General features: G+C 39.6%; 29 protein-coding genes. All 29 read left to right on the plus strand.

Annotated features, from left to right (window positions below):
- Positions 1 to 12 precede the first annotated feature (12 nt).
- The 29 genes from codY (at position 13) to B0I26_RS01695 (ending at position 26097) form a co-directional block, all read left to right on the plus strand.
- Positions 13 to 792, plus strand: coding sequence for a GTP-sensing pleiotropic transcriptional regulator CodY (gene codY, locus B0I26_RS01555; RefSeq protein WP_111643714.1), 780 nt, complete (start codon positions 13 to 15; stop codon positions 790 to 792).
- Positions 793 to 1117: 325 nt separating this feature from the next.
- The gene (gene flgB, locus B0I26_RS01560) at positions 1118 to 1510 is read left to right on the plus strand and encodes a flagellar basal body rod protein FlgB (RefSeq protein ID WP_111643715.1); all 393 of its coding nucleotides are present in this window, start codon (positions 1118 to 1120) and stop codon (positions 1508 to 1510) included.
- Between the two features lie 4 nt (positions 1511 to 1514).
- Positions 1515 to 1970 (plus strand): flagellar basal body rod protein FlgC, encoded by a 456-nt coding sequence (gene flgC, locus B0I26_RS01565; protein ID WP_111643716.1) that lies wholly within the window; start codon positions 1515 to 1517, stop codon positions 1968 to 1970.
- Positions 1971 to 1984: 14 nt separating this feature from the next.
- Positions 1985 to 2284, plus strand: a complete 300-nt coding sequence (gene fliE, locus B0I26_RS01570; RefSeq protein ID WP_111643717.1) for a flagellar hook-basal body complex protein FliE — start codon at positions 1985 to 1987, stop codon at positions 2282 to 2284.
- 72 nt (positions 2285 to 2356) lie between these two features.
- Positions 2357 to 3937 (plus strand): flagellar basal-body MS-ring/collar protein FliF, encoded by a 1581-nt coding sequence (fliF, locus tag B0I26_RS01575; protein ID WP_111643718.1) that lies wholly within the window; start codon positions 2357 to 2359, stop codon positions 3935 to 3937.
- 11 nt (positions 3938 to 3948) lie between these two features.
- Positions 3949 to 4968 carry a flagellar motor switch protein FliG gene (gene fliG / locus B0I26_RS01580; RefSeq protein ID WP_111643719.1) on the plus strand — a complete coding sequence of 340 codons (1020 nt, stop codon included), beginning with the start codon at positions 3949 to 3951 and terminating at the stop codon, positions 4966 to 4968.
- The gene (gene fliH / locus B0I26_RS01585; RefSeq protein WP_111643720.1) at positions 4952 to 5734 is read left to right on the plus strand and encodes a flagellar assembly protein FliH; all 783 of its coding nucleotides are present in this window, start codon (positions 4952 to 4954) and stop codon (positions 5732 to 5734) included. Before fliG ends, fliH begins: the two co-directional genes overlap by 17 nt.
- Positions 5735 to 5738: 4 nt before the next feature.
- On the plus strand, positions 5739 to 7052 hold the full coding sequence (gene fliI, locus B0I26_RS01590) for a flagellar protein export ATPase FliI (RefSeq protein WP_111643721.1): 1314 nt from the start codon (positions 5739 to 5741) through the stop codon (positions 7050 to 7052).
- Positions 7053 to 7059: 7 nt separating this feature from the next.
- A complete protein-coding gene (fliJ, locus tag B0I26_RS01595; RefSeq protein ID WP_111643722.1) occupies positions 7060 to 7503 on the plus strand; it encodes a flagellar export protein FliJ in 444 nt (147 codons plus the stop codon).
- A gap of 8 nt (positions 7504 to 7511) precedes the next feature.
- Positions 7512 to 8144, plus strand: coding sequence for a MotE family protein (locus B0I26_RS01600; RefSeq protein ID WP_111643723.1), 633 nt, complete (start codon positions 7512 to 7514; stop codon positions 8142 to 8144).
- Between the two features lie 16 nt (positions 8145 to 8160).
- Positions 8161 to 9732, plus strand: a complete 1572-nt coding sequence (locus tag B0I26_RS01605; RefSeq protein ID WP_111643724.1) for a flagellar hook-length control protein FliK — start codon at positions 8161 to 8163, stop codon at positions 9730 to 9732.
- 11 nt (positions 9733 to 9743) lie between these two features.
- On the plus strand, positions 9744 to 10202 hold the full coding sequence (gene flgD, locus B0I26_RS01610) for a flagellar hook assembly protein FlgD (RefSeq protein ID WP_111643725.1): 459 nt from the start codon (positions 9744 to 9746) through the stop codon (positions 10200 to 10202).
- Between the two features lie 15 nt (positions 10203 to 10217).
- On the plus strand, positions 10218 to 10598 hold the full coding sequence (locus B0I26_RS01615) for a TIGR02530 family flagellar biosynthesis protein (protein WP_111643726.1): 381 nt from the start codon (positions 10218 to 10220) through the stop codon (positions 10596 to 10598).
- Positions 10599 to 10678: 80 nt separating this feature from the next.
- Positions 10679 to 12049 carry a flagellar hook-basal body complex protein gene (locus tag B0I26_RS01620; RefSeq protein ID WP_111643727.1) on the plus strand — a complete coding sequence of 457 codons (1371 nt, stop codon included), beginning with the start codon at positions 10679 to 10681 and terminating at the stop codon, positions 12047 to 12049.
- 78 nt (positions 12050 to 12127) lie between these two features.
- On the plus strand, positions 12128 to 12352 hold the full coding sequence (locus B0I26_RS01625) for a flagellar FlbD family protein (RefSeq protein WP_111643728.1): 225 nt from the start codon (positions 12128 to 12130) through the stop codon (positions 12350 to 12352).
- A complete protein-coding gene (gene fliL / locus B0I26_RS01630) occupies positions 12342 to 12770 on the plus strand; it encodes a flagellar basal body-associated protein FliL (RefSeq protein ID WP_111643729.1) in 429 nt (142 codons plus the stop codon). Before B0I26_RS01625 ends, fliL begins: the two co-directional genes overlap by 11 nt.
- Positions 12771 to 12808: 38 nt before the next feature.
- Positions 12809 to 13807, plus strand: a complete 999-nt coding sequence (fliM, locus tag B0I26_RS01635; RefSeq protein ID WP_111643730.1) for a flagellar motor switch protein FliM — start codon at positions 12809 to 12811, stop codon at positions 13805 to 13807.
- Complete coding sequence (fliY, locus tag B0I26_RS01640; RefSeq protein ID WP_111643731.1) at positions 13800 to 15026, plus strand: flagellar motor switch phosphatase FliY; 1227 nt, start codon at positions 13800 to 13802, stop codon at positions 15024 to 15026. The genes fliM and fliY overlap by 8 nt, the downstream gene beginning before the upstream one ends.
- A 21-nt stretch (positions 15027 to 15047) precedes the next feature.
- A complete protein-coding gene (locus B0I26_RS01645; protein WP_111643732.1) occupies positions 15048 to 15407 on the plus strand; it encodes a response regulator in 360 nt (119 codons plus the stop codon).
- Between the two features lie 19 nt (positions 15408 to 15426).
- Entirely contained in the window at positions 15427 to 16080 is a 654-nt protein-coding gene (fliO, locus tag B0I26_RS01650; RefSeq protein ID WP_111643733.1) for a flagellar biosynthetic protein FliO, read from the plus strand.
- Positions 16073 to 16738 (plus strand): flagellar type III secretion system pore protein FliP, encoded by a 666-nt coding sequence (fliP, locus tag B0I26_RS01655; RefSeq protein WP_111643734.1) that lies wholly within the window; start codon positions 16073 to 16075, stop codon positions 16736 to 16738. Before fliO ends, fliP begins: the two co-directional genes overlap by 8 nt.
- Positions 16739 to 16753: 15 nt before the next feature.
- A complete protein-coding gene (gene fliQ, locus B0I26_RS01660; RefSeq protein WP_111643735.1) occupies positions 16754 to 17023 on the plus strand; it encodes a flagellar biosynthesis protein FliQ in 270 nt (89 codons plus the stop codon).
- Between the two features lie 4 nt (positions 17024 to 17027).
- Positions 17028 to 17804 carry a flagellar biosynthetic protein FliR gene (gene fliR / locus B0I26_RS01665; protein WP_111643736.1) on the plus strand — a complete coding sequence of 259 codons (777 nt, stop codon included), beginning with the start codon at positions 17028 to 17030 and terminating at the stop codon, positions 17802 to 17804.
- An 8-nt stretch (positions 17805 to 17812) separates the two neighbouring features.
- On the plus strand, positions 17813 to 18895 hold the full coding sequence (flhB, locus tag B0I26_RS01670; protein WP_111643737.1) for a flagellar biosynthesis protein FlhB: 1083 nt from the start codon (positions 17813 to 17815) through the stop codon (positions 18893 to 18895).
- A 35-nt stretch (positions 18896 to 18930) separates the two neighbouring features.
- On the plus strand, positions 18931 to 20964 hold the full coding sequence (gene flhA, locus B0I26_RS01675) for a flagellar biosynthesis protein FlhA (RefSeq protein WP_111643738.1): 2034 nt from the start codon (positions 18931 to 18933) through the stop codon (positions 20962 to 20964).
- Positions 20961 to 22100: a flagellar biosynthesis protein FlhF gene (gene flhF / locus B0I26_RS01680; RefSeq protein ID WP_111643739.1), complete on the plus strand. Its 1140-nt coding sequence runs from the start codon at positions 20961 to 20963 to the stop codon at positions 22098 to 22100. The genes flhA and flhF overlap by 4 nt, the downstream gene beginning before the upstream one ends.
- A complete protein-coding gene (locus tag B0I26_RS01685; protein ID WP_111643740.1) occupies positions 22097 to 22963 on the plus strand; it encodes a MinD/ParA family protein in 867 nt (288 codons plus the stop codon). The genes flhF and B0I26_RS01685 overlap by 4 nt, the downstream gene beginning before the upstream one ends.
- Before the next feature lie 9 nt (positions 22964 to 22972).
- Positions 22973 to 24064 (plus strand): protein-glutamate methylesterase/protein-glutamine glutaminase, encoded by a 1092-nt coding sequence (locus B0I26_RS01690; protein WP_111643741.1) that lies wholly within the window; start codon positions 22973 to 22975, stop codon positions 24062 to 24064.
- Between the two features lie 5 nt (positions 24065 to 24069).
- A complete protein-coding gene (locus B0I26_RS01695) occupies positions 24070 to 26097 on the plus strand; it encodes a chemotaxis protein CheA (protein ID WP_111643742.1) in 2028 nt (675 codons plus the stop codon).
- Positions 26098 to 26129: the final 32 nt, after the last annotated feature.

Here is a 26129-nt window from a genome sequence, read left to right on the forward strand (position 1 = left end):
AGGATGTAAAACATGAATTTATTAGAAAAAACGAGAAGGATTAATGCGATGCTGCAAAAAGCGGCAGGAAAACCTGTAAACTTTAAAGAAATGGCTGAAACGCTTTGTGAAGTCATCGAGGCGAATGTATTCGTTGTCAGCCGCCGCGGCAAATTGCTTGGATTTGCCATCAAACAATCGATTGAAAACGAACGGATGAAAAAAATGCTTGAGGATCGCCAATTTCCTGAAGAGTATACAAAAAGTTTATTTAATATTACAGAAACATCACCAAACTTAGATATTAACAGTGAATATACAGCGTTCCCTGTAGAAAATCGTGATTTATTTAAAACGGGATTAACAACCATTGTACCAATTAATGGCGGCGGTGAACGTCTCGGCACATTAATTTTATCACGATTAGATGCTGAATTTAACGATGACGATTTAATTCTTGCAGAATACGGAGCAACGGTCGTAGGCATGGAAATCCTTCGTGAGAAAGCAGAAGAAATCGAGGAAGAAGCAAGAAGCAAAGCGGTTGTGCAAATGGCTATCAGTTCTTTATCTTATAGCGAGCTTGAAGCGATTGAGCATATTTTTGAAGAATTAGATGGAACAGAAGGTTTATTAGTTGCAAGTAAGATTGCTGATCGTGTCGGCATTACACGCTCTGTGATTGTAAATGCGCTTCGCAAGCTTGAAAGCGCTGGTGTTATCGAATCGCGTTCTCTTGGCATGAAAGGAACATATATTAAAGTATTAAACGATAAATTTTTAACTGAGTTAGAAAAATTAAAGGCAAACTAAAAAAAAGAGGCGAACTCACAAAAGTCGGACTCCTCCGAAGACGGCAATATACGCTCTGTCTATTGGAGAGGTTGACTATGTTTGAGTTAGCCTCTTTTTTAATGAGATATTGCTATTGTAAAAAATCTTTGTTCAATAAAAACGTAAACATAATGAACAGCCATAAAAATAAGTGGAAATATATGCTATTATAAAAATAGTACTATCTTCCGGGTATACATAAATTGTATAATTTTTTAAAATAAAACTTGAATAGATATTTTATCGTTTTTTGTAAAAAAAGTGCTAGTTTGTTGAAATATATTTTATAAAGAGGGGATTTTCTTTGAAGTTGTTTTCGCATACATTTCATGTTCTCGAGCAAGGTCTTGATTATTCTTCACTAAAACAAAAAGTGATTGCACATAATATTGCGAATGTCGATACGCCAAATTATAAAGCAAAGCAAGTTCATTTTAAGACGGAATTAAACAATGCGTTGCAATCATTAAAAGCATACCGTACTCATCCGAAACATTTTGAATTTAAAAAGAAAACTCGCAGCAATTTTTCAGTGACGACGAGAAATGATGTATTATACAATCATAATGGAAACAGTGTCGATATTGATAAAGAAATGTCAGATTTAGCTGCAAACCAAATTTATTACAACGCTCTTGTTGAACGATTAAACGGTAAATTTAACTCATTGAAAAATGTAATAAGAGGAGGAAAGTAATAAAATGTCGATTTTTCAAAGCCTTAATACAACTGCTTCCGCACTTACAGCGCAGCGGTTGCGAATGGATGTAGTCTCCTCGAATATCGCCAATGTTGATACAACGCGGGCGAAAATGGTTGACGGACAGTGGCAGCCTTATCGTCGCAAAATGGTTGTAACAGAACCGAATGAGGGGGGATTTTCTACTTTTTTACATGCGGCGATGAATGAGCGGACAGCTTCGATTGGCAATGGGGTGAAAGTAACGAAAATTATCGAGGACCAAACGCCTTTCAAACTTGTATATGATCCGACTCATCCAGACGCGAATAACGAAGGATATGTGCAACTGCCGAACGTTGACCCTTTAAAAGAAATGGTTGATCTAATCAGCGCAACGAGATCGTATGAGGCGAACGTAACCGTTTTTAATGCGACAAAAGGAATGCTTATGAAAGCATTAGAAATTGGAAAATAAAAGGGGTGTGAATAATGATTGACAGCGTTAAAGGAAATTTGTTCTCAACGGCTATCCAGCCATCTTCTAAATCGGTGAAACCGGCGGAAGCTCATCAGGCTTTTTCACAATTTTTGAAAGAGGCAATCAACAAAGTAAATACAGAACAAGTCAAGTCTGATATCATGACAGAAAAGTTAGTGAAAGGTGAAAACATTGATTTACATCAAGTGATGATCGCTTCACAAAAGGCAAGTATTTCGCTTCAATTAGCCCTTGAAGTACGCAATAAAGTCATTGAAGCGTACCAAGAGGTTATGAGAATGCAAGTATAATAATGACCGAGACATGAAAAACGGTTATTAGTTATAGCTATTTGTCCATCTCACAATAACCGGGGGAATATTATGAATGAAAGAATTAGAGATTACATAAATAAAATATCGACTTTTTGGAACGGACGGACAAAATCGCAAAAAATGATGATCATTGGTTCGTTCCTGCTGTTTATGATCATCGTTTCAGCAGCAGCGTTTTTTGCAACGAGAACGAATTTTGTACCGCTCTATACGAATCTTTCTCCGCAAGAAACGGGGCAAATCAAAGCTACGTTAGATCAGCGTGGCATAGAGTCAGAAATTACTGACAATGGTACCACAATAAAAGTGCCTGAACAAGTAGTTGATACGTTAAAAGTTGAATTAGCAGCAGAAGGAATTCCTAATAGCGGCAATATCGACTATTCGTTCTTTGGCGAGAATGCTGGTTTCGGCATGACAGACAACGAGTTTAACGTGTTAAAGCTGGAAGCGATGCAAACGGAGCTTGCAAACTTAATTAAAGGGATTGACGGTGTGGAAGATGCAAAAGTGATGATTAACTTGCCGCAGCCAAGTGTGTTTGTTAGCGATCAGGCAGAGGAGGCCTCCGCTTCCATCGTCTTAAAAACAAAACCAGGATATAAATTTAATGAACAGCAAATTAAATCACTTTATCATCTTGTTTCAAAAAGTGTTCCAAACCTTCCTACTGAAAATATCGTCATTATGAATCAATTTTTTGAGTATTTTGATTTAAAAAATGAAGAAAATTTTTCAACAGGATTTGCTACGCAACACGAAATTAAAAAGCAGATTGAACGAGATATTCAACGCCAAGTACAACAAATGCTTGGAACGATGATGGGACAAGACAAAGTAGTTGTTTCCGTTACTGCAGATATTGACTTTACTCAAGAAAATCGCGAAGAAAATCTCGTTACTCCTGTTGATGAGGAGAATATGGAAGGAATTGCTGTCAGTGTACAGCGTATAACGGAAACGTTTTCGGGGAATGGTGCACTGCCAGGAGGCGTAAATGGTACGGGAGAAAACGAGATACCAAATTACCAAGCCATTAATGGCGAGACAAATGGTGATTATGAACGAATTGAAGAAACCATTAACAATGAAGTGAATCGAATAAAGAAGGAAATTGTCGAAAGTCCGTATAAAATTCGTGATTTAGGCATTCAAGTAATGGTTGAACCGCCAGATCCAAAAGATCCGAACTCACTGCCGCAGCAAACGGTAGAGGATATTACAAGAATATTAGGTACTATCGTTCGTACTTCGATTGATAAAAAAGCTGGCGAACAACTGACAGACGAGGATATTGAAAATCGGGTAGTAGTCTCTGTGCAGCCGTTTAACGGTAAGATGGAATTTGACGAGCAGAAGCAGACGATTCCGCTGTGGGTATATATCGGTGGCGGGGTGCTTCTTGCCATTATTATTGGTTTACTCATTCTTCTGTTGCGTCGCAGACGAGAACAAGTCGAGGAAGAATTTGCTGATTTTATTGAACAACCAGATGTACCTAACATTCCTGATATTAATGAGGAAATAGAAACAGAAGCATCCATGCGAAGAAAGCAGCTTGAAAAACTGGCAAAAGAGAAGCCAGACGAGTTTGTGAAGCTTTTAAGAACATGGTTGGCTGAAGATTAGGGGGAACGATTATGGCAAAAAAAGATCGAAAAGGAGAACTATCCGGAAAGCAAAAAGCTGCCATCCTCCTCATTTCTCTTGGGCCAGACGTGTCCGCATCTGTTTATAAGCATTTATCCGAAGAAGAAATCGAAAAGTTGACGCTTGAAATTTCGAATGTCCGCCAAGTAGAAGCTCAAGAAAAAGAGGCTGTCTTAGAGGAGTTTCACCAAATTGCCTTAGCGCAAGACTATATTTCACAAGGCGGGATTGCGTACGCAAAGGAAGTATTAGAGAAAGCTCTCGGCAGTGAAAAAGCGATGAAGATTATTAACCGTTTAACTTCTGCATTAATGGTGAGGCCATTTGATTTTGCGCGGAAGGCCGATCCGGCGCAAATTTTAAACTTTATTCAAAACGAACATCCGCAAACGATTGCCCTTATTTTGTCGTATTTGGACCCAGCGCAGGCCGGTCAAATTTTGTCTGCTTTACCGCAAGAAATGCAGGCGGATGTTGCCCGCCGAATTGCGCTGATGGATCGAACGTCGCCGGAGATCATTAGCGAGGTTGAACAAATTCTTGAGAGAAAGCTTTCAACGACGTTCGTGCAAGACTATACGCAAACGGGCGGCATTGAAGCGGTGGTCGAAGTATTAAACGGCGTTGATCGAAGCACAGAGCGTACCATTCTCGATGCGCTCGAAATTCAAGACCCAGAGCTTGCAGAAGAAATTAAGAAACGGATGTTTGTCTTTGAAGATATTGTTACACTTGATAATCGTGCGATTCAACGCGTCATTCGCGATGTCGATAACACAGACTTAATGCTTGCCCTTAAAGTTTCAAGCGATGAAGTCAAAGAAGTCGTGTTTAGAAACATGTCGAAACGCATGGCAGAAACCTTTAAAGAGGAGATGGAATTTATGGGACCAGTTCGTCTCCGCGATGTCGAAGAGGCACAATCCCGCATTGTTGCCGTCATTCGCCGCCTTGAGGAGGCAGGTGAAATTGTCATAGCTCGAGGTGGAGGTGATGATATCATTGTCTAAAATTATTAAAGCATCTTTTACTAGAAATACTGGCAATGATAAAAGGGTAATAGAAATTAGAGATTATTTTACGGCACAAAAGCAAGTGCCTGAAACAAACAGTGAGCTGCAGACATCGTTGCAGGCGCAAACCATTTTGGAAAATGCAAAAGTAGAAGCGGAAACGTTAAAAAGAGAAGCCCAGCTTTATTATGAGACTGTGCAGCAGCAAATTTTGCAGGAAAAAGAAAATTGGGAAGATGAAAAACAGCAGCTTGTTGAAACGGCAAGAAAAGAAGGATATGAAATCGGTTTACAGCAAGGGCACCAGGACGGATTAGCACAGTATCATCAACTCATTGAGCAGGCAAGACAAATTGTGGAATCGGCCAACAGCGAGTATTACCGGCAAATTGAAGCCGCCAATGAAACGATTCTCTTAATCGGTTTAAAAGTGGCTGAAAAAATAGTAGATGCCCATTTAAATGAAAATGATGAACATTTTGTCTCCCTTGTAAAACGGGCGATCAGAGAAGTCCGTGAACATTCAGAAGTAAAAATTTATGTACATCCAACCTATTACGATGCGGTGATCAGCCAAAAAGACGAACTGAAAGAAATATTTAATCAAGAAGTTGATTTGTTTATTTATCCAGATGCGCAACTTCCTGACCATGGCTGTATCATTGAATCTCCGTTTGGCCGCATTGACGCAAGCGTTGATACACAGCTGCAGCAAATCAAAGAAAAATTGCGTGAGCGGTTTGAACAATTAGAGGAGGCATAACTGTTTGAATTGGCAAACTATTTTCCATGAGATTGAAACGGTAGATTCATATAAACGATTTGGTAAAGTGACGCGGGTCATTGGACTTATGATTGAATCAAAAGGACCGGAAAGCTCGATTGGCGATGTATGTTACATTCATGTCGGCGGCAAACGAAAACAGCGAATTGTTGCTGAAGTGGTCGGATTTCGCGATGAAAATGTGCTGTTAATGCCTTTTTCGACCGTCCATGATATTTCACCTGGATGTATGGTAGAAGCAACGGGCAAACCGCTGCAAGTGAAAGTCGGTGTCGAGTTAATCGGCAAAGTACTGGACTCATTAGGAAATCCGCTCGATCAAAGTAAATTACCAAAAGGACTGACGGCGATATCGATTGAGCAGTCTCCGCCTAATCCGCTGGCGAGACCGCCGATTCATGAACCGATTGAAGTGGGCGTGCGCATGATTGACAGTTTGCTGACTGTAGGAAAAGGCCAGCGCGTTGGAATATTTGCCGGTTCAGGCGTCGGTAAAAGTACATTAATGGGCATGATTGCCCGCAATACAAATGCTGATTTGAACGTAATCGCGTTAATTGGCGAACGAGGCCGTGAAGTTCGCGAGTTTATTGAACGAGATCTTGGTTCAGAAGGCCTAAAACGATCGATTGTTGTTGTCGCCACTTCCGACCAGCCTGCTTTAATGCGCATAAAAGGAGCCTATACAGCGACAGCGATTGCCGAGTATTTTCGCGATAAAGGTATGAATGTCATGTTAATGATGGATTCTGTCACACGCGTTGCGATGGCGCAGCGGGAAGTTGGACTAGCTGTAGGCGAACCGCCGACAACAAAGGGATATACTCCGTCCGTGTTTGCAATACTGCCAAAACTGTTGGAGCGAACCGGTACAAATGAGCATGGAACGATTACTGCTTTTTATACCGTTTTAGTCGATGGCGACGATATGAACGAACCAATTGCTGATACGGTTCGTGGTATTTTGGACGGACACTTTGTACTAGAACGCGCTTTAGCCAACAAGGGACAATATCCTGCCATTAACGTACTAAAAAGCGTCAGCCGTGTCATGAACCATATCGTTACGAAAGAACACCGGCTGGCAGCCGAAAAGCTTCGTGAGCTTCTATCCACTTATATGAATTCGGAAGATTTGATCAATATAGGGGCGTATAAAAGAGGTTCATCTCGAGAAATTGATGAAGCGATTCGCTATTATCCAAAAATTATCTCGTTTTTAAAACAAGATATTCATGAGAAATTTTCCAAAGAAGAAAGCATTGAAGCGCTTCTTGAACTAATAAACTCGGGGTGAATAAGACGTGGTTTATAAATTTAAGTTCGAAAAAATTTTATCTATCAAAGAGAATGAAAAGGATAAAGCGCTGGGAGAATACAATGAGGCAGTAAAACGCTTTGAAGAAGCGGCGAAGAAATTGTACCATTTTCTGAAACAAAAAGAAGAGTATGAGGAAATGCATCAACAAAAGCTGCAAGCCGGTTTACCGATACAGGAAATCCGCTACTTTCAACAATTCATTACGAACTTAGAGAGAACGATTAGCCACTACCAGCAGCTTGTTGCTCAAGCGAGGCAGCAAATGCAGCTCAAACAATTAAAGTTGGCGGAATTAAATATCGAAGTAAAAAAATACGAAAAAATGAAAGAAAAATATTTTCAAACGTTTTTACAAACGGTGCATGCAGAAGAAAATAAGCTGATGGACGAAATTTCGATTCAACAATTTGTCAACCGTGGAAATTAGGTGAGACTATGAAAAATGTAGAGTTAGAGAAAGAGGAAACATCAGAAAAAAGTTACAGCAAGTGGCAATGGTTCTTGTTTGTCGTTTTGATTCCGCTGTTATTTGCGATTACGTTAACGCTTGTCATTATGACTGTTGCTGGTGTAAACGTATTTGATGCAGCAAAAAAATACGGTGAAAAAATCCCAGGGATCTCACAGTTCATCCCAGATGAACAAAAAGCTTCCGAACAAGCTTTAAAGGACAGCCTCATTGAACAAAAAGCAACAGTCGAGGAGAAGACTCTGCAAATTAAACAGCTGAAGCAGGAGTTAGAAAATAAACAGAAAGAAATTGACTCATTAAAAAAGGAAATTGAGCGTCTGAACGCAGAAATGGAAACAAAGCAGCAATCAACTGAAGCAGAGAGAGAACAAGAACAAAAGCAAACAATAAAGGACATTGTCAAAATGTATGAATCGATGTCAGCCAAAAGCGCTGCGCAAATTATTCCGGAATTGTCAGACAACGATGCGGTAACAATTCTTTCGTCTCTAAATAGCGAAAAGGCAGCAGATATACTTGAAAAAATGGACACTAAGAATGCGGCGAAATATACTGCGTTATTGACAAAAAGGGTAGAATCAATTCAAGGGCAATGAAAGGAGGTGAAAGAAGATGAACATTGAGATAATGCCTATAGTAAAAATGCCAGAAAAGCAAACCGTTTTCACCAAACCTTCATCATCTGCCAAAGGGTTAAATCACTTTGCAAGCATATTAGCCGATATCCAGCTAAATTTTGAGCGAACTGTTATAAAAAAAGATGATTTACGGCAGCAATTTTTCATGGCACATTTAGAAACATCAAATCATCAAGGATTATTTGAGGATAATGAAATAGATAATCAGCTGCAACAACTTTTGGATTCAATAGCAGTAAGAGAAGGATATATCGAACCCGAGACATTGAGCAATGAGATAGTATTGCGCTTGCTGGATGTATTACCACAATCAGTTAAGGATAGTTTGCTGGAAAAAGTACTGCCTAATCGCCCTTTCGAACAACTAATCGAACATAATGGCAATGGCTATAGTGAAGAAGAATTGCTCGCAATAATGATCGTTTTATTACAGATTGAGCAGCAAAATAAAAAGCAAATAAATGTAGAGCTTTTAGAAAATGTAAAAAAACAAATCGAACATGTTTTTCAGACTCATATTGATACAGATATTGAAAGCGTACAAACCATTGTACATGAGCTTTGCAATGCGTTAGCTATCTCACAGTATAAGCAAGGCAATAACAATAATGGCCAACTTCTAAATCAATCTGTATTAAAAGAGTTTGCTCAAAACGAAAATATAAAACATATTTATTCTTTTTTCAACGAAAGGAAAAAAGGAGAGTCGATTGTACGAGAAGCTAATTTAACTACGAGTACAACTCCAGACGGAAAACGATCTATGTTGTTGGCATTGCAGGATAAAAATGCACTTGTCCAAATGATTGACGAAGAAAAACCGATTAGCATAGACACAAAACCAGATAGAAAACAGCCTATGTTGTCGACATTGCAGGATAAAAATGCACTTACCCAAGTGATTGATGAAGAAAAAGCGATTAGCATAGGCACAAAGCCAGATGGAAAACAGCCTATGTTGTCGACATTGCAGGATGAAAATGCATTTGCCCAAATGATTGACGAAGAAAAACCGACTAGTATGGATACAAAAAACATCCTGTTAACAACGGTAAGCAGACAAGCGAGCATGAATATGAGCGAATCTGTTATCATGCTTGAGCAAAGCAAATCAAAACACGATATACAACAGTCTTTCATTCATCAATTTCTTGATATTATCAAAGCTGGTAAATTTACTAATTTAAAAAACGGTCAATCTCAGTTTATTATCCGCTTGCACCCAGAGCATTTAGGCTCGTTGACAATTAAATTATTTCAAGAAAATGGTGAATTAACCGCAAAAATTATCGCTTCAACGACATCAGCTAAAGAGTTAATTGAAGCAAGTATTCAGCAAATTCGTCATGTGATTCCGACAGAAAATATTTCTGTTGAGAAATTTGATGTATTTATAGAGAATCAGTTTGCTAGTACAAATAAAGAGCATCAAGAACAAAATAAACAATCGTCATATCGTGAGCAAAAGAAACAAGATGAATCTGAACAAGCTGATGACTCGTTTGCGCAAACACTAACGGAGGAATTATTTAATACAAAAGTTTAGGAGAGTCAGTGATGGCGAACAATACGATTGATCCAAGCTTATATCTTTCAAACTACACCCCCCCTGAAAGAAAAACAGGGCAACAAAGCTTAGGCAAGGATGATTTTTTAAAAATTTTATTGACGCAGCTTCAACATCAAGACCCGTTAAATCCATTAGAAGATAAAGAATTTATATCACAAATGGCAAGTTTCTCTACACTTGAACAAATGACAAATTTAACGAAAACGATGGAGAAATTTGTTGAGTCACAAAACGCTCATCTAATTTTACGTTATAGCGAGATGATTGGCAAACAAGTTGAATGGAAAGAAGAAACAGTATCAGAAAGCGGTGAAACCGTACAAGATACTAAGCAGGGAATGGTAAAGGCGGTTCGTCAGAAAGATGGCGAAATCGCTTTAGAATTAGAAAATGGTCAACTCATTTCGGCAAATGTAGTGACAAAAATAACGATTCCAAATGTTTAAAAAGGAGGTGTTTTTTTGAATGATCGCTTGCAGTTAATTCACCATCATCCGTTACACATTCCAACAAAAAAGAAGGTTCAACCGCCATCTAATCAATCAGCGTCTACATTTCGCAAAATATTGCTTGAGGTCCAATGCGAACCGTTAAAAATTAGTAAACATGCACAGCAGCGATTAACTGAACGCAACATTAAGATTAGCGAAGAACAATGGATGAAAATTCAAGAAAAGATATTGGAAGCAAGACAAAAGGGGATTTGCGACTCGCTTGTACTTATAAATCATGCTGCATTAATTATTAATGCAAAAAATAATACAGTCATTACAGCTATGAATCGGCAAGAAGCGCAATCGCAACTGTTTACAAATATAAACGGTGCCATTATTTTAGAGTAAAAGGCTGGACATTTTTGGAGGCCTTGAGTCAGCGGACTGACAGATGCTGCTCGAAATAAAAAATAAGGAGAGATGAACTTATGCTTCGTTCAATGTTTACAGGAATTGGCGGAATCCGCAACTTTCAATATAAATTAGACGTTATTGGCAACAACATTTCAAACGTGAACACGTACGGATACAAAAAGGCGCGTGCTACATTTAAAGACCTTGTTTCACAACAAATTTCTGCAGCGACGTCATCGACAGGAACGCGCGGGGGAATTAATGGAAAACAAATTGGCTTAGGAAGCGGTTTAGGCTCAATCGAAACGATCCATACGCAAGGCTCAACGCAAACGACATCGCGTCCGCTTGACTTAGCGCTCGGTGGTGACGGATTTTTCGTCGTCGGTTCGATTAATGACGTTACATTGATTGATATGGACGGACCAGCTGGAAAACTCGGGACAAATAAAATCAATACAGGTGTGCCGATCGACCGCGTCTTTAACTTAAGTTTTACACGTGCCGGTAACTTTTATTTAGATGAATACGGATATATTGTGAATGCTGATGGTCAATATTTGATTGGCGAAGCGGCGATTAAAGATATACAAACGGTAATAACAAACGCTCCGCATGTTGCACAGGCACGGCAAGATTTAGATGATTTCATTAATGGAGCAAATGGGTTAATCGAATTTATTCAAAACTGGAAAACTGAGTTTTCGAAAGATCCGACAAATAAAACAGATTTTATAGATCTTGTTAAAGATTTTAACGATGAATTAAGAGACCTCAATGAGAAAATTACTGGCAAAACGGATCCAGCTGATAGTTCATCAGCAACAACATCTTTTAATGATGAAGTATCGCCAAAAGCGAGCCTTAACCCTGTGCCGCTTATTCCAGAAACAGCGGGAGATTGGCCAGATTCGTTAACAGAAGCTGAAAAAATGATGGGACCGTTTTTAGAGCAAATTAGCGGCTTTATCGAAAGCGTGCAGCAGGTGTTAAACGACTACAGTGAACCGAAATACGGCAATACGACAAGCTTTGAGCCGGGGTTAATTCAAATTCCGAAAACAGCGAAAAGTTTTGGAATTACAGCGGACGGAAAAGTAACATTTATTGACAGCAACGGTCAATTGAAAATTGCAGGACAAATTTTGCTGGCGCAGTTTCCAAACCCAAGCGGCTTAGAGAAAAACGGTGGCAACACATTTAAAGAAACAAATAATTCCGGTAAGCTTGACAAAAATGCAGACGGATTAACGATTAACGAATTGTCGCGTCCGGGCTTAAACGGAGCAGCTGAGATTATTTCCGGAGCGCTTGAAATGTCCAATGTTGACCTTTCTGAAGAGTTCACGGAAATGATTGTCGCACAGCGCGGGTTCCAAGCAAATACGCGTATCATTACAACATCTGACCAAATTCTTGAAGAGCTTGTTAATTTAAAACGTTAATCTTTCATGTAAAGGAGGGAGCGGGGCTGTCTCAAAGCACAGGGTTTCGATCCTTATGAGACAGTCTCGTGTACATACTTGATTACATTGACGAGGCTAAATGGAAAACCATTTACACTTAACGCGATATACATAGAACAAATAGAAGCTTTTCCTGATACAACGATTACGCTTACGAACGGGAAAAAATTTGTCGTGCGCGAGTCGGTTGAAGAGGTTGTTGTATTGGTAAAAGATTTCTACAAGCATATTTCAATTATAGGACTTCCCCGTGATTTGGAGGGACTAAAAGATGAAAAATAACAAATTGTTAAGTGTTATGCTTATCATTATGGTGGCGATCACGCTCATCAGCGTTGTTGCATTAGTTGTCATTATGAAGTTTACAGGCGATGATGAAACAAAGGAGCCGACTGCCGACGAGATTGTTGAAAGCTCTGTTGATATACCGGAAATCACGACGAATTTAGCCGATGATCACTTTATTAAAGTGGCATTTAAACTGCAAACAGACAGCAAAAAAGCAAAAGAGGAAGCAGAAAAGCGCAATTTCCAAATTCAAAACATTATTATTGAACAATTATCGGAAATGAAAGCGGAAGATTTTCACGGGAAACAAGGAAAAGCAGCGCTTAGGAACCGGCTGAAAGAAGAAATGAATAAATTGATGCAGGAAGGAAAAATCGTTGAAGTATATATAACCTCCTTCATTATTCAGTAAACAGGTGTGAGGTGCGGACGGTTAGGAGGTGAAGACGATTGTCAGGTGAAGTTTTATCGCAAAGCGAAATCGATGCGCTGTTGGCTGCATTATCTACCGGAGAGATGGATGCGGAAGAGCTGAAAAAAGAGGAAGCGGGCAAAAAAGTGAAAGTATATGACTTTAAAAGAGCGCTTCGTTTCTCAAAGGATCAAATTCGAAGTCTTATCCGCATTCATGAAAACTTTGCAAGACTGTTGACGACTTTTTTCTCGGCACAGTTGCGAACATATGTGCAAATTTCCGTTGCATCAGCGGACCAAATTCCTTATGAAGAATTTATTCGCTCCATCCCTAAGATGACGATTTTAAATGTGTTTGAAGTGCCGCCGTTAGACGGACACATCTTGATGGAAGTCAATCCGAATATTGCCTATGCGATGCTTGATCGCATTATGGGGGGACGCGGTTCAAGCATTAATAAAGTAGACAATTTAACCGAAATTGAAACGAAGATTATGTCTAACTTGTTTGAAAAAGCATTCAGCAATTTGCGTGATGCATGGGAGTCTGTTGCGGAAATTGATCCGATTTTGGCGGAGTTTGAAGTCAACCCGCAATTTTTACAAATGGTGTCGCCAAATGATACAGTTGTTGTTATTTCATTAAACACGCAAGTTGCAGACAGCAGCGGGATGATTAACATTTGTATTCCACATATGGTGTTAGAGCCGATTATGCCGCGTCTTTCTGTGCATTACTGGATGCAGACGCAGCAAAAAGAAAGACTTCCGCAAGAAATTGCGGCTCTCGAAAAACGAATTAAGTCAACGCAGCTTCCTATCATTGCCGAACTTGGTACGTCAACGATTACGATACAAGAGTTTTTACAATTGGATGTTGGGGACGTTATTCAACTGGATCAAACGATTCAACAGCCGCTTATTGTGAAAGTAGACGATATTCCTAAATATATCGGACAACCGGGAAAAGTGAACAAACGATTAGCGGTGCAAATTATTGATGTAATTAGAAGGGAGGAAGAAAACGATGATTAGTGATGACATGTTATCCCAAGATGAGATTGATGCGCTATTGCGAGGTGCCCTTGACGATGATGAAATGCAAGTTCCTTATGTCGATGATGTTTTGTCTATAGCCGAACAGGATGCGTTAGGAGAAATCGGCAACATCTCTTTCGGCAGCTCAGCAACGGCTCTGTCGATGCTGCTTAATCAGAAAGTAGAAATTACGACTCCGAACGTTTCAGTTATTCATCGTCAAGCTCTTGCCGATGAATTTCCATTGCCATATGTAGCGATTCAAGTTAACTATACAGAGGGATTTTTAGGAACAAACCTACTTGTGATTCAACAATCGGATGCAGCGATTATTGCTGATTTAATGCTCGGTGGGGACGGAAAAAACCCGTCTGATATGTTAGGTGAGATTCAATTAAGTGCTGTTCAAGAAGCAATGAATCAAATGATGGGTTCAGCGGCGACTTCCATGTCAACGATTTTTTCGAAAAAAGTTGATATTTCTCCCCCGACCCTTCATTTACTGGATGTAAAAGAAGGTGAAGGAATCGATACTTTACCAGAAGAAGATATATTGGTCAAAGTGTCGTTCCGTTTAAAAATAGGCGATTTAATTGATTCAAACATTATGCAGTTATTGCCGCTCAATTTTGCTAAAGAGATGGTACAAAATTTATTGAATCCATCTAGTGCAAATGAATCATTATCAGATACAATAGGAAGAGAATGGGGCGATCCCGCACAGACAGCGCCGCCGAAAGCGGAGATTTCATCACCGCCGCCGATTTCCCACCCAACAGAGGAGTTGCAGTTTAATCAATCTCAACAGGCGGCAGAGCTGCCAACCTATGCTTATAGCCGGGCGTACCAGCAGGGCCCGCAGCACTTTGGTATGAATGCAGGAATCAACTATCAAGCGAAAGTGCAACCGGTCGATTTTGCAAGCTTTGAGCCGACTCCATTGGCGGAAACAGAGGCAAAAAATCTAAATATGCTATTAGACATTCCGCTGCAGGTAACTGTAGAACTGGGAAGAACAAAACGATCCGTCCAAGATATTTTAAATCTCTCTTCTGGTTCGATTATTGAACTAGATAAGCTGGCGGGCGAGCCGGTGGATATACTTGTAAACAATAAGTTAATTGCTAAGGGAGAAGTTGTTGTTATTGATGAAAATTTTGGTGTGCGGGTGACAGATATTATTAGCCAAAGCGATCGTTTGAAAAAGCTAAAATAATAGTTTAGGAGGTTATGAGAAATGGCCAAAATATTAGTGGTAGATGATGCGGCGTTTATGCGCATGATGATTAAAGATATTTTAACCAAAAATGGTCATGAAGTCGTTGCGGAGGCGGCGGATGGGGCTCAAGCGGTAGAGAAATATAAAGAAGTACGTCCGGATTTAGTTACAATGGATATTACAATGCCGGAAATGGACGGGATTACAGCATTAAAAGAAATTAGAAAATTCGATAGCAATGCAAAAGTGATTATGTGTTCCGCTATGGGACAACAAGCGATGGTCATTGATGCGATCCAAGCAGGTGCAAAAGATTTTATCGTTAAGCCATTCCAAGCGGATCGTGTGATTGAAGCCATCAATAAGACGCTAGGATAAACGCAAGAGGTGGAAAAATTTGCTCCATTTTCGAATCGTCACCGTTCTTATATATGTTATAGTTTTGCTTGCTTCGCAAACAGGTGTGCCTGTTTTTGCGGAGCAACCCAAAACGGTAAAAGAATGTATTGAGCATCCTGAACAATGCAAGGATCCACCCAGCCAAACAGATGGTGAGAAAATAAATGATGACATTGCAAATGGACAAGATCCTTTCTCGGTTTGGGATGTTTTTAAAATGATTTTGGCTACGATTTTTGTCGTCGGCTTAATTTACGGATTGCTGCGATTCATCAATCGGCGCATACGCCTTTCTCCGACGAAGCGAAGTTTTATTGAAAACCTTGGGGGAACAAGTGTTGGACCTAATCGTTCCGTACAATTAATTAAAGTGGGAAATCGTATATTGGTCATCGGTGTGGCTGACTCGATTCAATTGCTTGCAGAAATTGATGAAGATGAAGAAATGAAAGAAATTTTAACAGAGTATAATGCGGGATTGAACCAAATGATCGAGCCTAGTCGATGGCTGAAAAATTGGCGAGCGAAAGAAAGCGGAGCAAGCGACGCATCTTTCCGCAGTATATTAACAAAACAATTGCAGGAGATAGCGGTTGAACGAAAGAAAGCATTGCAACACTTGGAAAAGAAAGGATCCATATCTGATGAATGAGTTTATGGAGTTTTTTAATAATAGCGCTCCTGAGAATGTCTCTACTTCCGTAAAGTTATTATTGCTGTTAACGATATTGTCCATCGCCCCAAGTATTTTAATTATGATGACGAGTTTTGCACGAATTATCATCGTACTTTCGTTTGTTCGCACTTCTCTTGGAACGCAGCAGATGCCGCCGAATCAAGTGTTAATCGGCTTAGCGCTTTTTTTAACATTTTTCATTATGGCACCAACTTTTAAAGAGGTGAATGATCAGGCGCTTCAGCCGCTTTTTGAAAAGAAAATTAATTTAGAGCAAGCCTATAAGCGCGCTTCCATACCGATGAAAGAATTTATGAGCAAGCATACTCGGCAAAAAGATTTAGCCCTATTTTTAAAATATTCCGGGGCAGAAAGGCCAAAAAGTGTGGAAGATATTCCCCTTACCACATTGGTACCGGCATTTGTGATAAGCGAAATTAAGACCGCTTTTCAAATGGGGTTTATGATTTTTATTCCTTTTTTAGTCATTGATATGGTGGTCGCTAGTGTGCTCATGTCGATGGGGATGATGATGCTTCCGCCCGTCATGATTTCCTTGCCATTTAAAATATTGCTGTTCGTTCTTGTAGACGGTTGGTATTTAGTTGTTAAGTCATTGCTTGAAAGCTTTTAAAGTGGGTGAATACTCATGAGTTCAGAGTTCGTCATCAATGTTGCTGAACGCGGTGTATATATCGTATTAATGATTTCCGGTCCATTAATGCTAATAGCGCTTGTTGTTGGTTTAATTATTAGTATTTTTCAAGCTACGACACAAATTCAGGAGCAAACACTCGCATTTGTGCCGAAAATTATTGCCGTACTTATCGGACTGGTTTTTTTTGGACCATGGATGCTTTCGCGAATGCTTACTTACACATATGAGATTTTCAATAATTTAACGAAGTTTGTAGGCTGATGATATGGAGCAGTTATTTACTTATTTTCCAGCATTTTTGTTAGTTTTGGCAAGGGTTGCTTCCTTTTTTGTGACCCTTCCACTCTTTTCTTATCGAACGATTCCAAATAACCATAAGATTGGTCTTGCATTTTTTATTAGTTGGATGATGTTTTTCTCTATTAAAAAAGAACCGATGGATATTGACGGTTTTTACATAATGCTAGTCATAAAAGAGGTATTCATTGGACTTTTCATAGGTTTTTTGGCCTTTATGATTATATCGGCGATTCAAATTTGCGGCGGATTAATTGATTTTCAAATGGGTTTTGCGATTGCCAATGTTATTGACCCGCAAACCGGAGCGCAAAGTCCAATAATGGGTCAATATTTATATACATTTGCCTTATTGTTCTTGTTAGCAGTTAACGGGCACCATCTTTTGTTAGACGGAATATTTTACAGCTATCAGCTCATTCCGCTTAATCAGCTTTGGCTTCCGCTTGGTAACGAGAATGTTGCCGAATACATCGTAAAAGTATTTAGCAAAATGTTTATTATTGCTTTTCAAATGTCGATTCCGATTGTAGGAAGTTTATTTTTAGTGGACGTAGCGTTAGGAATTATCGCAAGAACGGTACCGCAATTCAATATTTTTGTTGTCGGTTTGCCTGTAAAAATTATCGTCAGCTTTATTTTGTTAATCGTTGTTATGACGACTTTTTTTATCGCTTCGCAACACCTGTTTGAGTTTATGCTTGTCTCGATGCGGGGCTTGATGGAGCTGTTAGGAGGCAGGTAAATGGAATTATGAATTTGCTAAAGATCGATTTGCAATTTTTTTCCGGGGAAAAAACGGAAAAGGCAACACCGCGAAAGCGTCAAGAAGTTCGTGAGAAAGGGCAAGTTGCGAAAAGCGCAGACATCAATGCTGCCGTTGTTATGTTCATTGGTTTTTTTGTTTTGTTATTTTCCGGGCAATTATATCAAGAAAAAGTATTACGTATTTTTCGTCAATCGTTCCAAGAATATATGCTGTTAGATCTTTCAGTTGATACAGTACATGCCGTTTTTTTAGATATTTTAAAACAAGTTGTTTTTATTGTCGGACCTATCTTTTTAGCAGTGATCGCAGCTGGATTAGTTGCCAATTTTATTCAAGTAGGGTTCTTATTCACAACTGAACCGCTAAAAATGAAGCTAAGCAAACTTGATCCCATCCAAGGATTTAAGCGGTTGTTTTCTTTGCGGGCAATTGTTGAGCTGCTTAAGTCCATATTGAAAATTATCATTGTTGGTTTGGTGACATTTTCCGTTCTTTGGATGCAAATTGATGAAATATTATTGTTAACCTACAAGTCGCTTCGTGCTTCTTTAAGCTCTATTGGGGGCTTAACGGTAAAGATGGGGCTGTATGCTTCGGCAGCATTGCTATTTTTGGCATTCCTAGACTATTTATACCAGCGCTTTGATTTTGAAAAAAGTATTCGGATGTCAAAGCAAGACATTAAAGACGAATATAAAAAGACGGAAGGCGATCCGCTTATTAAGTCAAAAATTAAACAGAAGCAGCGGGAAATGGCAATGAGGCGGATGATGCAGGAAGTGCCGAAAGCCGATGTCGTCATTACGAATCCGACGCATTACGCGGTTGCGTTAAAATATGATGAGCAAAAAATGGATGCACCAGTTGTCATTGCTAAAGGTGTTGACTATGTCGCTTTAAAAATGAAAGAAATGGCGAAAGAACATGATATTGTTACGGTGGAAAACCGTCCGCTTGCCCGGGCATTATACGCTCAAGTAGAAATAGGCGATGCCATTCCAGAAGAATTTTTTAAAGCAGTAGCGGAAATTTTAGCGTACGTATATCGTTTGAAAAATAAAATTTAACGATAAAAGTAGAAAGTTTTAAGGAGAGAAATTTTATGTCTGCAAGAGATTTATCTGTATTAGTTGGCGTTGTATTAATTGTTGCCATGCTCGTCATCCCGCTGCCAACATGGCTGTTAAGTGTCCTCATCATCATAAATATTTCTCTTGCGCTTTTAGTTCTCCTCACGTCTATGAATATACGAGAGCCGTTGCAGTTTTCTATCTTTCCGTCTTTATTGTTGTTGTTAACTTTGTTCCGTCTTGGATTAAATGTTTCGACAACCCGTTCCATTTTAAGTAAAGGTGAAGCAGGCGGGGTTGTCGAAACATTTGGTACGTTCGTAGTCGGTGGAGATGTCGTCGTTGGATTTGTTATATTTCTTATTTTAATTATTATTCAGTTTGTCGTAATCACAAAGGGTGCTGAACGTGTTTCCGAAGTAGCAGCTCGTTTCACGCTCGATGCGATGCCAGGTAAACAAATGAGCATTGACGCCGATTTGAACGCTGGGATGATTTCAGAGCAGCAAGCGCGTGAACGCCGCGAGAAAGTGGCACAGGAAGCGGATTTTTATGGTGCAATGGATGGTGCCAGCAAATTTGTCAAGGGTGATGCGATTGCCGGGATTATTATTGTCATCATTAATATGCTATTTGGAATGGTCATCGGTGTGGCCGAGCAAGGACTTAGTGTAGCAGAAGCGGCCAAACGTTATACGCTGCTGACGGTCGGAGACGGCATTGTCAGCCAAATCCCTGCTCTCCTTATTTCTACCGCTACAGGTATTGTTGTTACACGAGCGGTATCAAATGAAAATCTTGGAGCGGATATTACGCGGCAGCTATTCTCTTATCCGAAAATGCTTTATGTGACAGCTGGAACGATTTTTTTATTAGGGCTTTTGACACCGATTAACGATATTTTAACGATTCCGGTTGCTGCGTTATTAGCGTGGGGCGGCTATAATTTAACGAAACCACCGAAAGAAGAGGTTTCATCTGTGGAACAAGAGGAAGAAGTCGAAATCGATCAAATGAAAAGCCCGGAAAGCGTCGTCAATTTGTTGAATGTTGACCCGATTGAATTTGAGTTTGGCTATGGTTTAATTCCGCTGGCGGATGTCAATCAAGGAGGAGATTTGTTGGACCGCGTTGTCATGATTCGTCGGCAATTGGCATTGGAATTAGGTCTTGTTATACCAGTTGTACGAATTCGTGACAATATTCAGCTGCAGCCAAACGAATATCGTTTAAAAATAAAAGGAAATGAAGTTGCAAGAGGAGAATTATTGCTTGATCACTATTTGGCGATGAGTCCAGGAATCGAAGATGAATCCATTGAGGGGATTGATACAATCGAGCCAGCTTTTGGACTGCCGGCAAAATGGATTTCGGAAGATATGAAAGAACAAGCAGAAATGCTCGGATACACAGTCGTTGATCCACCTTCTGTTGTATCGACGCATATTACCGAGGTGTTGAAGGCGCATGCACATGAACTATTAGGGCGGCAAGAAACGAAACAATTAGTTGATCATTTGAAAGAATCTTATCCAGTGTTAGTAGAGGAAGTAACACCAAATCCGCTTTCTATTGGTGATATTCAAAAAGTATTAGCTAAATTATTAAAAGAAAAAGTGTCGATTCGCAATTTACCGGTTATTTTTGAAACGTTAGCCGATTTTGGCAGAGTGACAACTGATACGGATTTACTGACAGAATATGTGCGGCAGGCACTGGCGCGGCAAATTACGAATCAATATGCTGTTGCAGGTGAAACATTAAAAGTCATTACGCTCTCTGGAAAAGTAGAAAAAGAGATTGCTGACGGGGTGCAACAGACGGAGCATGGCACTTATTTATCGCTTGCTCCTTCTATTTCACAGTCTATTATTGAAGCTATTGCCTTTCAATTAGAGCAGCAGTCATTTCATAACCAAACGCCGATATTGCTTTGTTCACCAGCTGTCCGCATGTATGTGCGCCAGCTTACGGAGCGCTATTTTCCACACGTGCCGGTATTATCATACAATGAACTTGAAGCGAATGTTGAAGTCCAAAGCGTTGGGGTGGTGAATATTGAATGAAGGTAAAGAAATTTGTTGCGCCTTCGATGCCTGAAGCGATGAAAATGATTCGCGCTGAATTAGGGAATGATGCGGTCATTTTAAATTCAAAAGTGGTTCATAAAGGCGGTTTTTTTGGATTATTTGCTAAAAAAAATATTGAAGTGATTGCAGCTGTTGATCGGCCGCCATCGCCTACAACCGAAAAAAGAAAGAAACAGCCGAATACAACCTTTTTGGGTGAACGGCCAAACAAATTGGAACAAAAGGGAGCAGCCGATAAAGATTTGCTTCATGAAATTAGTGAACTAAAGTCGATGCTAAAGCAGCTTTCAACAAATGTAACGGTTAATTTTGAGCAATATCCCGGTCCATTGCATGAAATAAACGTGCTCTTAACAGAACAAGAACTTTCTAATGAATTACGTCAAAAAGTGATGGCGGAGCTGTTAGAGAAATGGTATTTGCATGGTGCTGGTGCGCCAGCAGAGCATACATTCAATTGGACGAGAGAGATATTGTTAAAGCAATTGGAAGGAATACCGTTTGGGGGGATTTCTTTTCAGAAAAAATTTATTAACGTCGTTGGACCAACCGGTGTTGGCAAAACGACGACATTAGCAAAAATAGCCGCTGAATGTGTCATTAAACATCGCAAAAAAGTCGCTTTTATTACGACAGATACGTATCGAATTGCGGCAATTGATCAGTTGAGAACATATGCGAAAATTTTAGATGTTCCATTGGAAGTATGTTACAACATTAATGATTTCCGCTTAGCTAAAGCAAAATTTTCAGCATATGATATTGTTCTCATTGATACAGCGGGGCGGAACTTCCGCAATGCCCAATATGTGCAAGATTTAAAGGATGTCATTGATTTTAACGATGAAGTAGAAACGTTTCTTGTGCTTGCTTTAACTGCCAAACTATCGGATATGAAGGAAATTTACGAGCAATTTGCACTCATTCATGTTGACAAATTGATTTTTACAAAAATCGATGAGACGAGCCATTATGGTGCAATGGTGAATTTAATTGCCGATTGTAAAATAGGCGTTGCTTATGTAACAAATGGCCAAAATGTTCCGGATGATATTGTTGAAGCATCACCAGAAACCGTTATAAATATATTGCTTGGGGTCGATCGGACATGAGAGATCAGGCAGAGAGCTTACGTATGTTGCTAAACCGAGTGGATAAAGAAACGGAAACAAAGGTAATTGCCGTCATTAGCGGCAAGGGGGGCGTTGGAAAATCGAACTTTTCGTTAAATTTTTCCCTCATGTTATTGAGACGCGGATTTAATGTATTACTATTTGACATGGATATCGGAATGGGGAATATTGATATTTTGCTCGGTCAATCTTCTCATGTAACCATTATCGACATGTTTAATAAAGGTCTTTCCATACGAGAATTGATTAAAAAGGGGCCGGAAAATTTATCATTTATTGCTGGAGGCACCGGCTTGACAAAAATTTTCACAATGAGTCAAGAAAGAGTGAGTTATTTCATTGATCAATTGCAATCTGTTTCCCGGGAGTACGACTATATGATTTTTGACATGGGAGCAGGTGTTTCTGAAGATCATCTGCATCTTCTCATGGCTGTTCATGAGGTTATTGTCATAACAACTCCTGAACCAACGGCCATTACCGATGCTTATGCAACAATGAAATATATTCATATGCTTGAAAAAAATATGCCGTTTTACTTGATCGTGAACCGGGCACAAACAGATAAAGAAGGGCGCGAAACATTAATAAGATTAACAAAGGCAATGAAGCAATTTCTCGGTAAAGAAATAACCAAATTAGGAATGTTGCCAGAAGATCGGGCTGTTTCAAAAGCGGTAGCAAGACAGACACCGTTTCTGTTGCTTGATCCGGCGACAAAAGTGAGTCGTGCTATGGTGGAAATAACGGATCGCTATTTGTCGAAGAATACAGATGCGGAAACACCAACGCATTCCTTTAGTTTCTTTACGAAGCTCAGGCGATTCTTTTTAGAAAGGTAGGATCAGTCAGTGGAAAAAGTCAAAGTACTAGTTGTTGATGACTCCGCCTTTATGAGAAAACTCATTACAGACTTTTTATCAGAAGCGTCAAATATCGAAGTAGTGGGAACGGCAAGAGATGGTCAAGATGCGATTGCAAAAATTAAAGAATTAAAACCACATGTTGTCACGTTAGATATAGAGATGCCGGTTATGAACGGATTAGAGGCGTTAAAGCGAATTATGGAGGAACATCCTGTTCCTGTCGTGATGCTCTCAAGCACGACAAAAGAAGGAGCAGAAAATACCGTTTTAGCGATGCAATATGGGGCAATTGATTTTATCGCTAAACCGTCTGGGCCGATTTCCTTAGATTTGCATAAAATAAAAGACGAAATCATCGCGAAAGTGTTGCTGGCTAGCCGGGCTAATTTACGAGCATTTGGAAAGTCAGAAGTAAAAAAAATCAATTCTTCTCTGTTTCCAAAGTATAGTAAAATAGAAACAAAAGAGTTTTCAGCAAATGTTCGACATGGAAAGAAAAAAATTGTATGCATCGGAACATCAACAGGGGGACCGCGGGCTTTGCAACAAGTGTTAACGCAATTGCCGGAAACGATTCATGCACCGATTCTTATCGTTCAACATATGCCAAAAGGTTTTACGAAGTCATTAGCAGCAAGATTGGATTCATTATGTAAAATCCATGTGAAAGAAGCGGAAGATGGCGAGCTATTAAAAAACGGTACTGCTTATATTGCACCGGGAGGGTTTCATTTAAAAGTTACGAAAATAAAAAATGAACCGGCTGTACAACTTGATGAATCGCCGGCAAGAAACGGACATCGTCCCTCTGTAGATGTCATGTTTGAGTCAGTTAGCACATTATATGATTACGAAAAAATTGCGGTCATTATGACAGGAATGGGTTCTGATGGTACAGAAGGTCTCAAACACCTGAAGCAATCCGGATATGTAAAGGCGGTGGCTGAATCAGAGGAAACGGCTGTCGTTTTTGGAATGCCAAAAGCGGCTATTACTGCTAATTTAATCGATGATGTCGTTCCTTTGAGTAAAATTGCGGAAATGATTATGAAATATGTAAATGGCCAAGGAGTGTAAAAGCTATGGACATGCGCCAATACTTAGAAGTGTTTATTGATGAGAGTAAGGAGCATTTACAAACGATTAATGAGCAGCTGTTAGAATTAGAAAAAAGCCCTGAAGATGTCACAATTGTTAACGAAATTTTCCGTTCTGCCCATACGTTAAAAGGTATGTCGGCAACAATGGGGTTTGAAGATTTGGCTAATTTGACCCATCAAATGGAAAATGTTCTCGATGCGATCCGCAATCATAAAATTCAAGTAACACCTGACATACTTGATGTGGTCTTCCACGCTGTCGATGATTTGGAAGCAATGGTAAATTCGATTGCAGAAGGCGGAGATGGAAAGCGCGATGTAACAGAGGTCGTTCAGCAGTTGAAATTAATCGAGCAAGGAAAAACTCCGATAGCAACTGAGCCGACAAGCCGACCATCTCCTTCTTCTCCGATACACACACAAACATACGGAGACTTTGAATATAATGTGCTTCAGCAGGCGAAAGAACAAGGATTTACAAGCTATGAGGTTCATGTTAAACTTCGCGCCGATTGTTTGTTAAAAGCTGCTCGCGTATTTATGATATTTGAAACGCTTGAACAAGTTGGCGAAATTATAAAATCGAACCCTCCTGCTGAGCTGCTAGAGCAAGAACAATTTGACACTGAATTTATCATTACGGTTATTTCAAAAGAAAATAAAGAAGATTTATATAAACGTATCATAAAAGTTTCAGAGATTGAGGAAGTTGTTGTTACACCGCTCGATTTAGAGAAGATAGGAATGGAATTACAACGGACGGAAGCTTCTTTGACACAAGCGGAAGAAAAAAGCGAAAAAACAGAGGAACAAGAAAAAAAAGAAAAAGAAAAAGCTTCAACGGCTAGACAGACTGCTGCTGGTAATAAAACGATTCGCGTTAATATTGAACGTCTTGACATTTTAATGAATTTGTTTGAGGAACTCGTGATTGATCGTGGACGGCTGGAGCAAATTTCAAGAGAGTTAAATCATCCTGAATTGCAAGAAACTGTTGAAAGAATGTCGCGTATTTCCGGAGACTTGCAAAATATTATTTTGAATATGCGAATGGTGCCGGTAGAAACGGTATTTAACCGCTTCCCGCGCATGGTTCGCCAGCTGGCGCGCGATTTAGGAAAGAAAGTGAATTTAGAAATTATCGGTGCGGAAACAGAGCTTGATCGAACCGTCATTGATGAAATTGGTGATCCGCTTGTCCATCTTTTGCGCAATGCAATTGACCACGGTATTGAAACACCGGATGTACGCCGTGCGAAAGGAAAGCCGGAGGAAGGAACGGTAAAGTTAAAAGCATATCATAGCGGCAACCATGTCTTTATTGAAATTGAAGACGATGGTGCCGGAATTAACCGCGAAAAAGTATTGAAAAAGGCGATTAGCAAAGGAATCATTTCCGAACAAAACGCCGCAAGTTTAACTGACAAGCAAGTTTATGAACTGATTTTTTCTTCTGGTTTTTCAACAGCTGATACAATTTCTGATGTTTCCGGACGCGGTGTTGGCTTGGATGTTGTAAAAAATACAATTGAATCGCTCGGCGGCTCTGTCACAATCGATTCTTATGAAGGAGTCGGTTCGGTATTTTCCATTCAACTGCCGCTTACATTATCGATTATTTCTGTGATGCTTGTAGAGATCCAAAACGAAAAATATGCGATCCCGCTGTCATCGATTATTGAAACAGCAATTGTAAAGAAGGAAGACATTTTACATGCTCATAATCAAAAAGTGATTGATTTCCGTGGAAAAGTAGTGCCTCTATTATTCTTAAAAGATATTTTTGAGATTCCTGTGCATAAGGAAGAAGAAGAATTTGTGTCGGTTGTTATTGTTCGTAAAGGTGAAAAAATGGCTGGTCTTGTCGTTGATTCATTTATCGGTCAACAAGAAATTGTTTTAAAATCACTTGGGAATTACTTAACAAATGTCTTTGCCATTTCGGGTGCAACGATTCTTGGTGATGGTCAAGTCGCTCTTATCATTGATTGTAATGCGTTAATTAAGTAAATATTTGTTTCGCCTAGTCGGGAAAAATGACG

The organism is Paranoxybacillus vitaminiphilus, from assembly GCF_003259935.1.
In the GTDB taxonomy this organism is placed as follows: Bacteria; Bacillota; Bacilli; order Bacillales; family Anoxybacillaceae; genus Paranoxybacillus; species Paranoxybacillus vitaminiphilus.

What these genes read in the sequence shown, in the direction of transcription:
- codY (WP_111643714.1), top strand. Translation starts at nt 13, where the DNA reads ATGAATTTATTAGAAAAAACGAGAAGGATTAATGCGATGCTGCAAAAA.
- flgC (WP_111643716.1), top strand. Translation starts at nt 1,515, where the DNA reads ATGTCGATTTTTCAAAGCCTTAATACAACTGCTTCCGCACTTACAGCG.
- fliE (WP_111643717.1), top strand. Translation starts at nt 1,985, where the DNA reads ATGATTGACAGCGTTAAAGGAAATTTGTTCTCAACGGCTATCCAGCCA.
- fliF (WP_111643718.1), top strand. Translation starts at nt 2,357, where the DNA reads ATGAATGAAAGAATTAGAGATTACATAAATAAAATATCGACTTTTTGG.
- fliG (WP_111643719.1), top strand. Translation starts at nt 3,949, where the DNA reads ATGGCAAAAAAAGATCGAAAAGGAGAACTATCCGGAAAGCAAAAAGCT.
- fliH (WP_111643720.1), top strand. Translation starts at nt 4,952, where the DNA reads ATGATATCATTGTCTAAAATTATTAAAGCATCTTTTACTAGAAATACT.
- B0I26_RS01600 (WP_111643723.1), top strand. Translation starts at nt 7,512, where the DNA reads ATGAAAAATGTAGAGTTAGAGAAAGAGGAAACATCAGAAAAAAGTTAC.
- B0I26_RS01605 (WP_111643724.1), top strand. Translation starts at nt 8,161, where the DNA reads ATGAACATTGAGATAATGCCTATAGTAAAAATGCCAGAAAAGCAAACC.
- flgD (WP_111643725.1), top strand. Translation starts at nt 9,744, where the DNA reads ATGGCGAACAATACGATTGATCCAAGCTTATATCTTTCAAACTACACC.
- B0I26_RS01620 (WP_111643727.1), top strand. Translation starts at nt 10,679, where the DNA reads ATGCTTCGTTCAATGTTTACAGGAATTGGCGGAATCCGCAACTTTCAA.
- fliL (WP_111643729.1), top strand. Translation starts at nt 12,342, where the DNA reads ATGAAAAATAACAAATTGTTAAGTGTTATGCTTATCATTATGGTGGCG.
- fliY (WP_111643731.1), top strand. Translation starts at nt 13,800, where the DNA reads ATGATTAGTGATGACATGTTATCCCAAGATGAGATTGATGCGCTATTG.
- B0I26_RS01645 (WP_111643732.1), top strand. Translation starts at nt 15,048, where the DNA reads ATGGCCAAAATATTAGTGGTAGATGATGCGGCGTTTATGCGCATGATG.
- fliP (WP_111643734.1), top strand. Translation starts at nt 16,073, where the DNA reads ATGAATGAGTTTATGGAGTTTTTTAATAATAGCGCTCCTGAGAATGTC.
- fliQ (WP_111643735.1), top strand. Translation starts at nt 16,754, where the DNA reads ATGAGTTCAGAGTTCGTCATCAATGTTGCTGAACGCGGTGTATATATC.
- fliR (WP_111643736.1), top strand. Translation starts at nt 17,028, where the DNA reads ATGGAGCAGTTATTTACTTATTTTCCAGCATTTTTGTTAGTTTTGGCA.
- flhB (WP_111643737.1), top strand. Translation starts at nt 17,813, where the DNA reads ATGAATTTGCTAAAGATCGATTTGCAATTTTTTTCCGGGGAAAAAACG.
- flhA (WP_111643738.1), top strand. Translation starts at nt 18,931, where the DNA reads ATGTCTGCAAGAGATTTATCTGTATTAGTTGGCGTTGTATTAATTGTT.
- flhF (WP_111643739.1), top strand. Translation starts at nt 20,961, where the DNA reads ATGAAGGTAAAGAAATTTGTTGCGCCTTCGATGCCTGAAGCGATGAAA.
- B0I26_RS01685 (WP_111643740.1), top strand. Translation starts at nt 22,097, where the DNA reads ATGAGAGATCAGGCAGAGAGCTTACGTATGTTGCTAAACCGAGTGGAT.
- B0I26_RS01695 (WP_111643742.1), top strand. Translation starts at nt 24,070, where the DNA reads ATGGACATGCGCCAATACTTAGAAGTGTTTATTGATGAGAGTAAGGAG.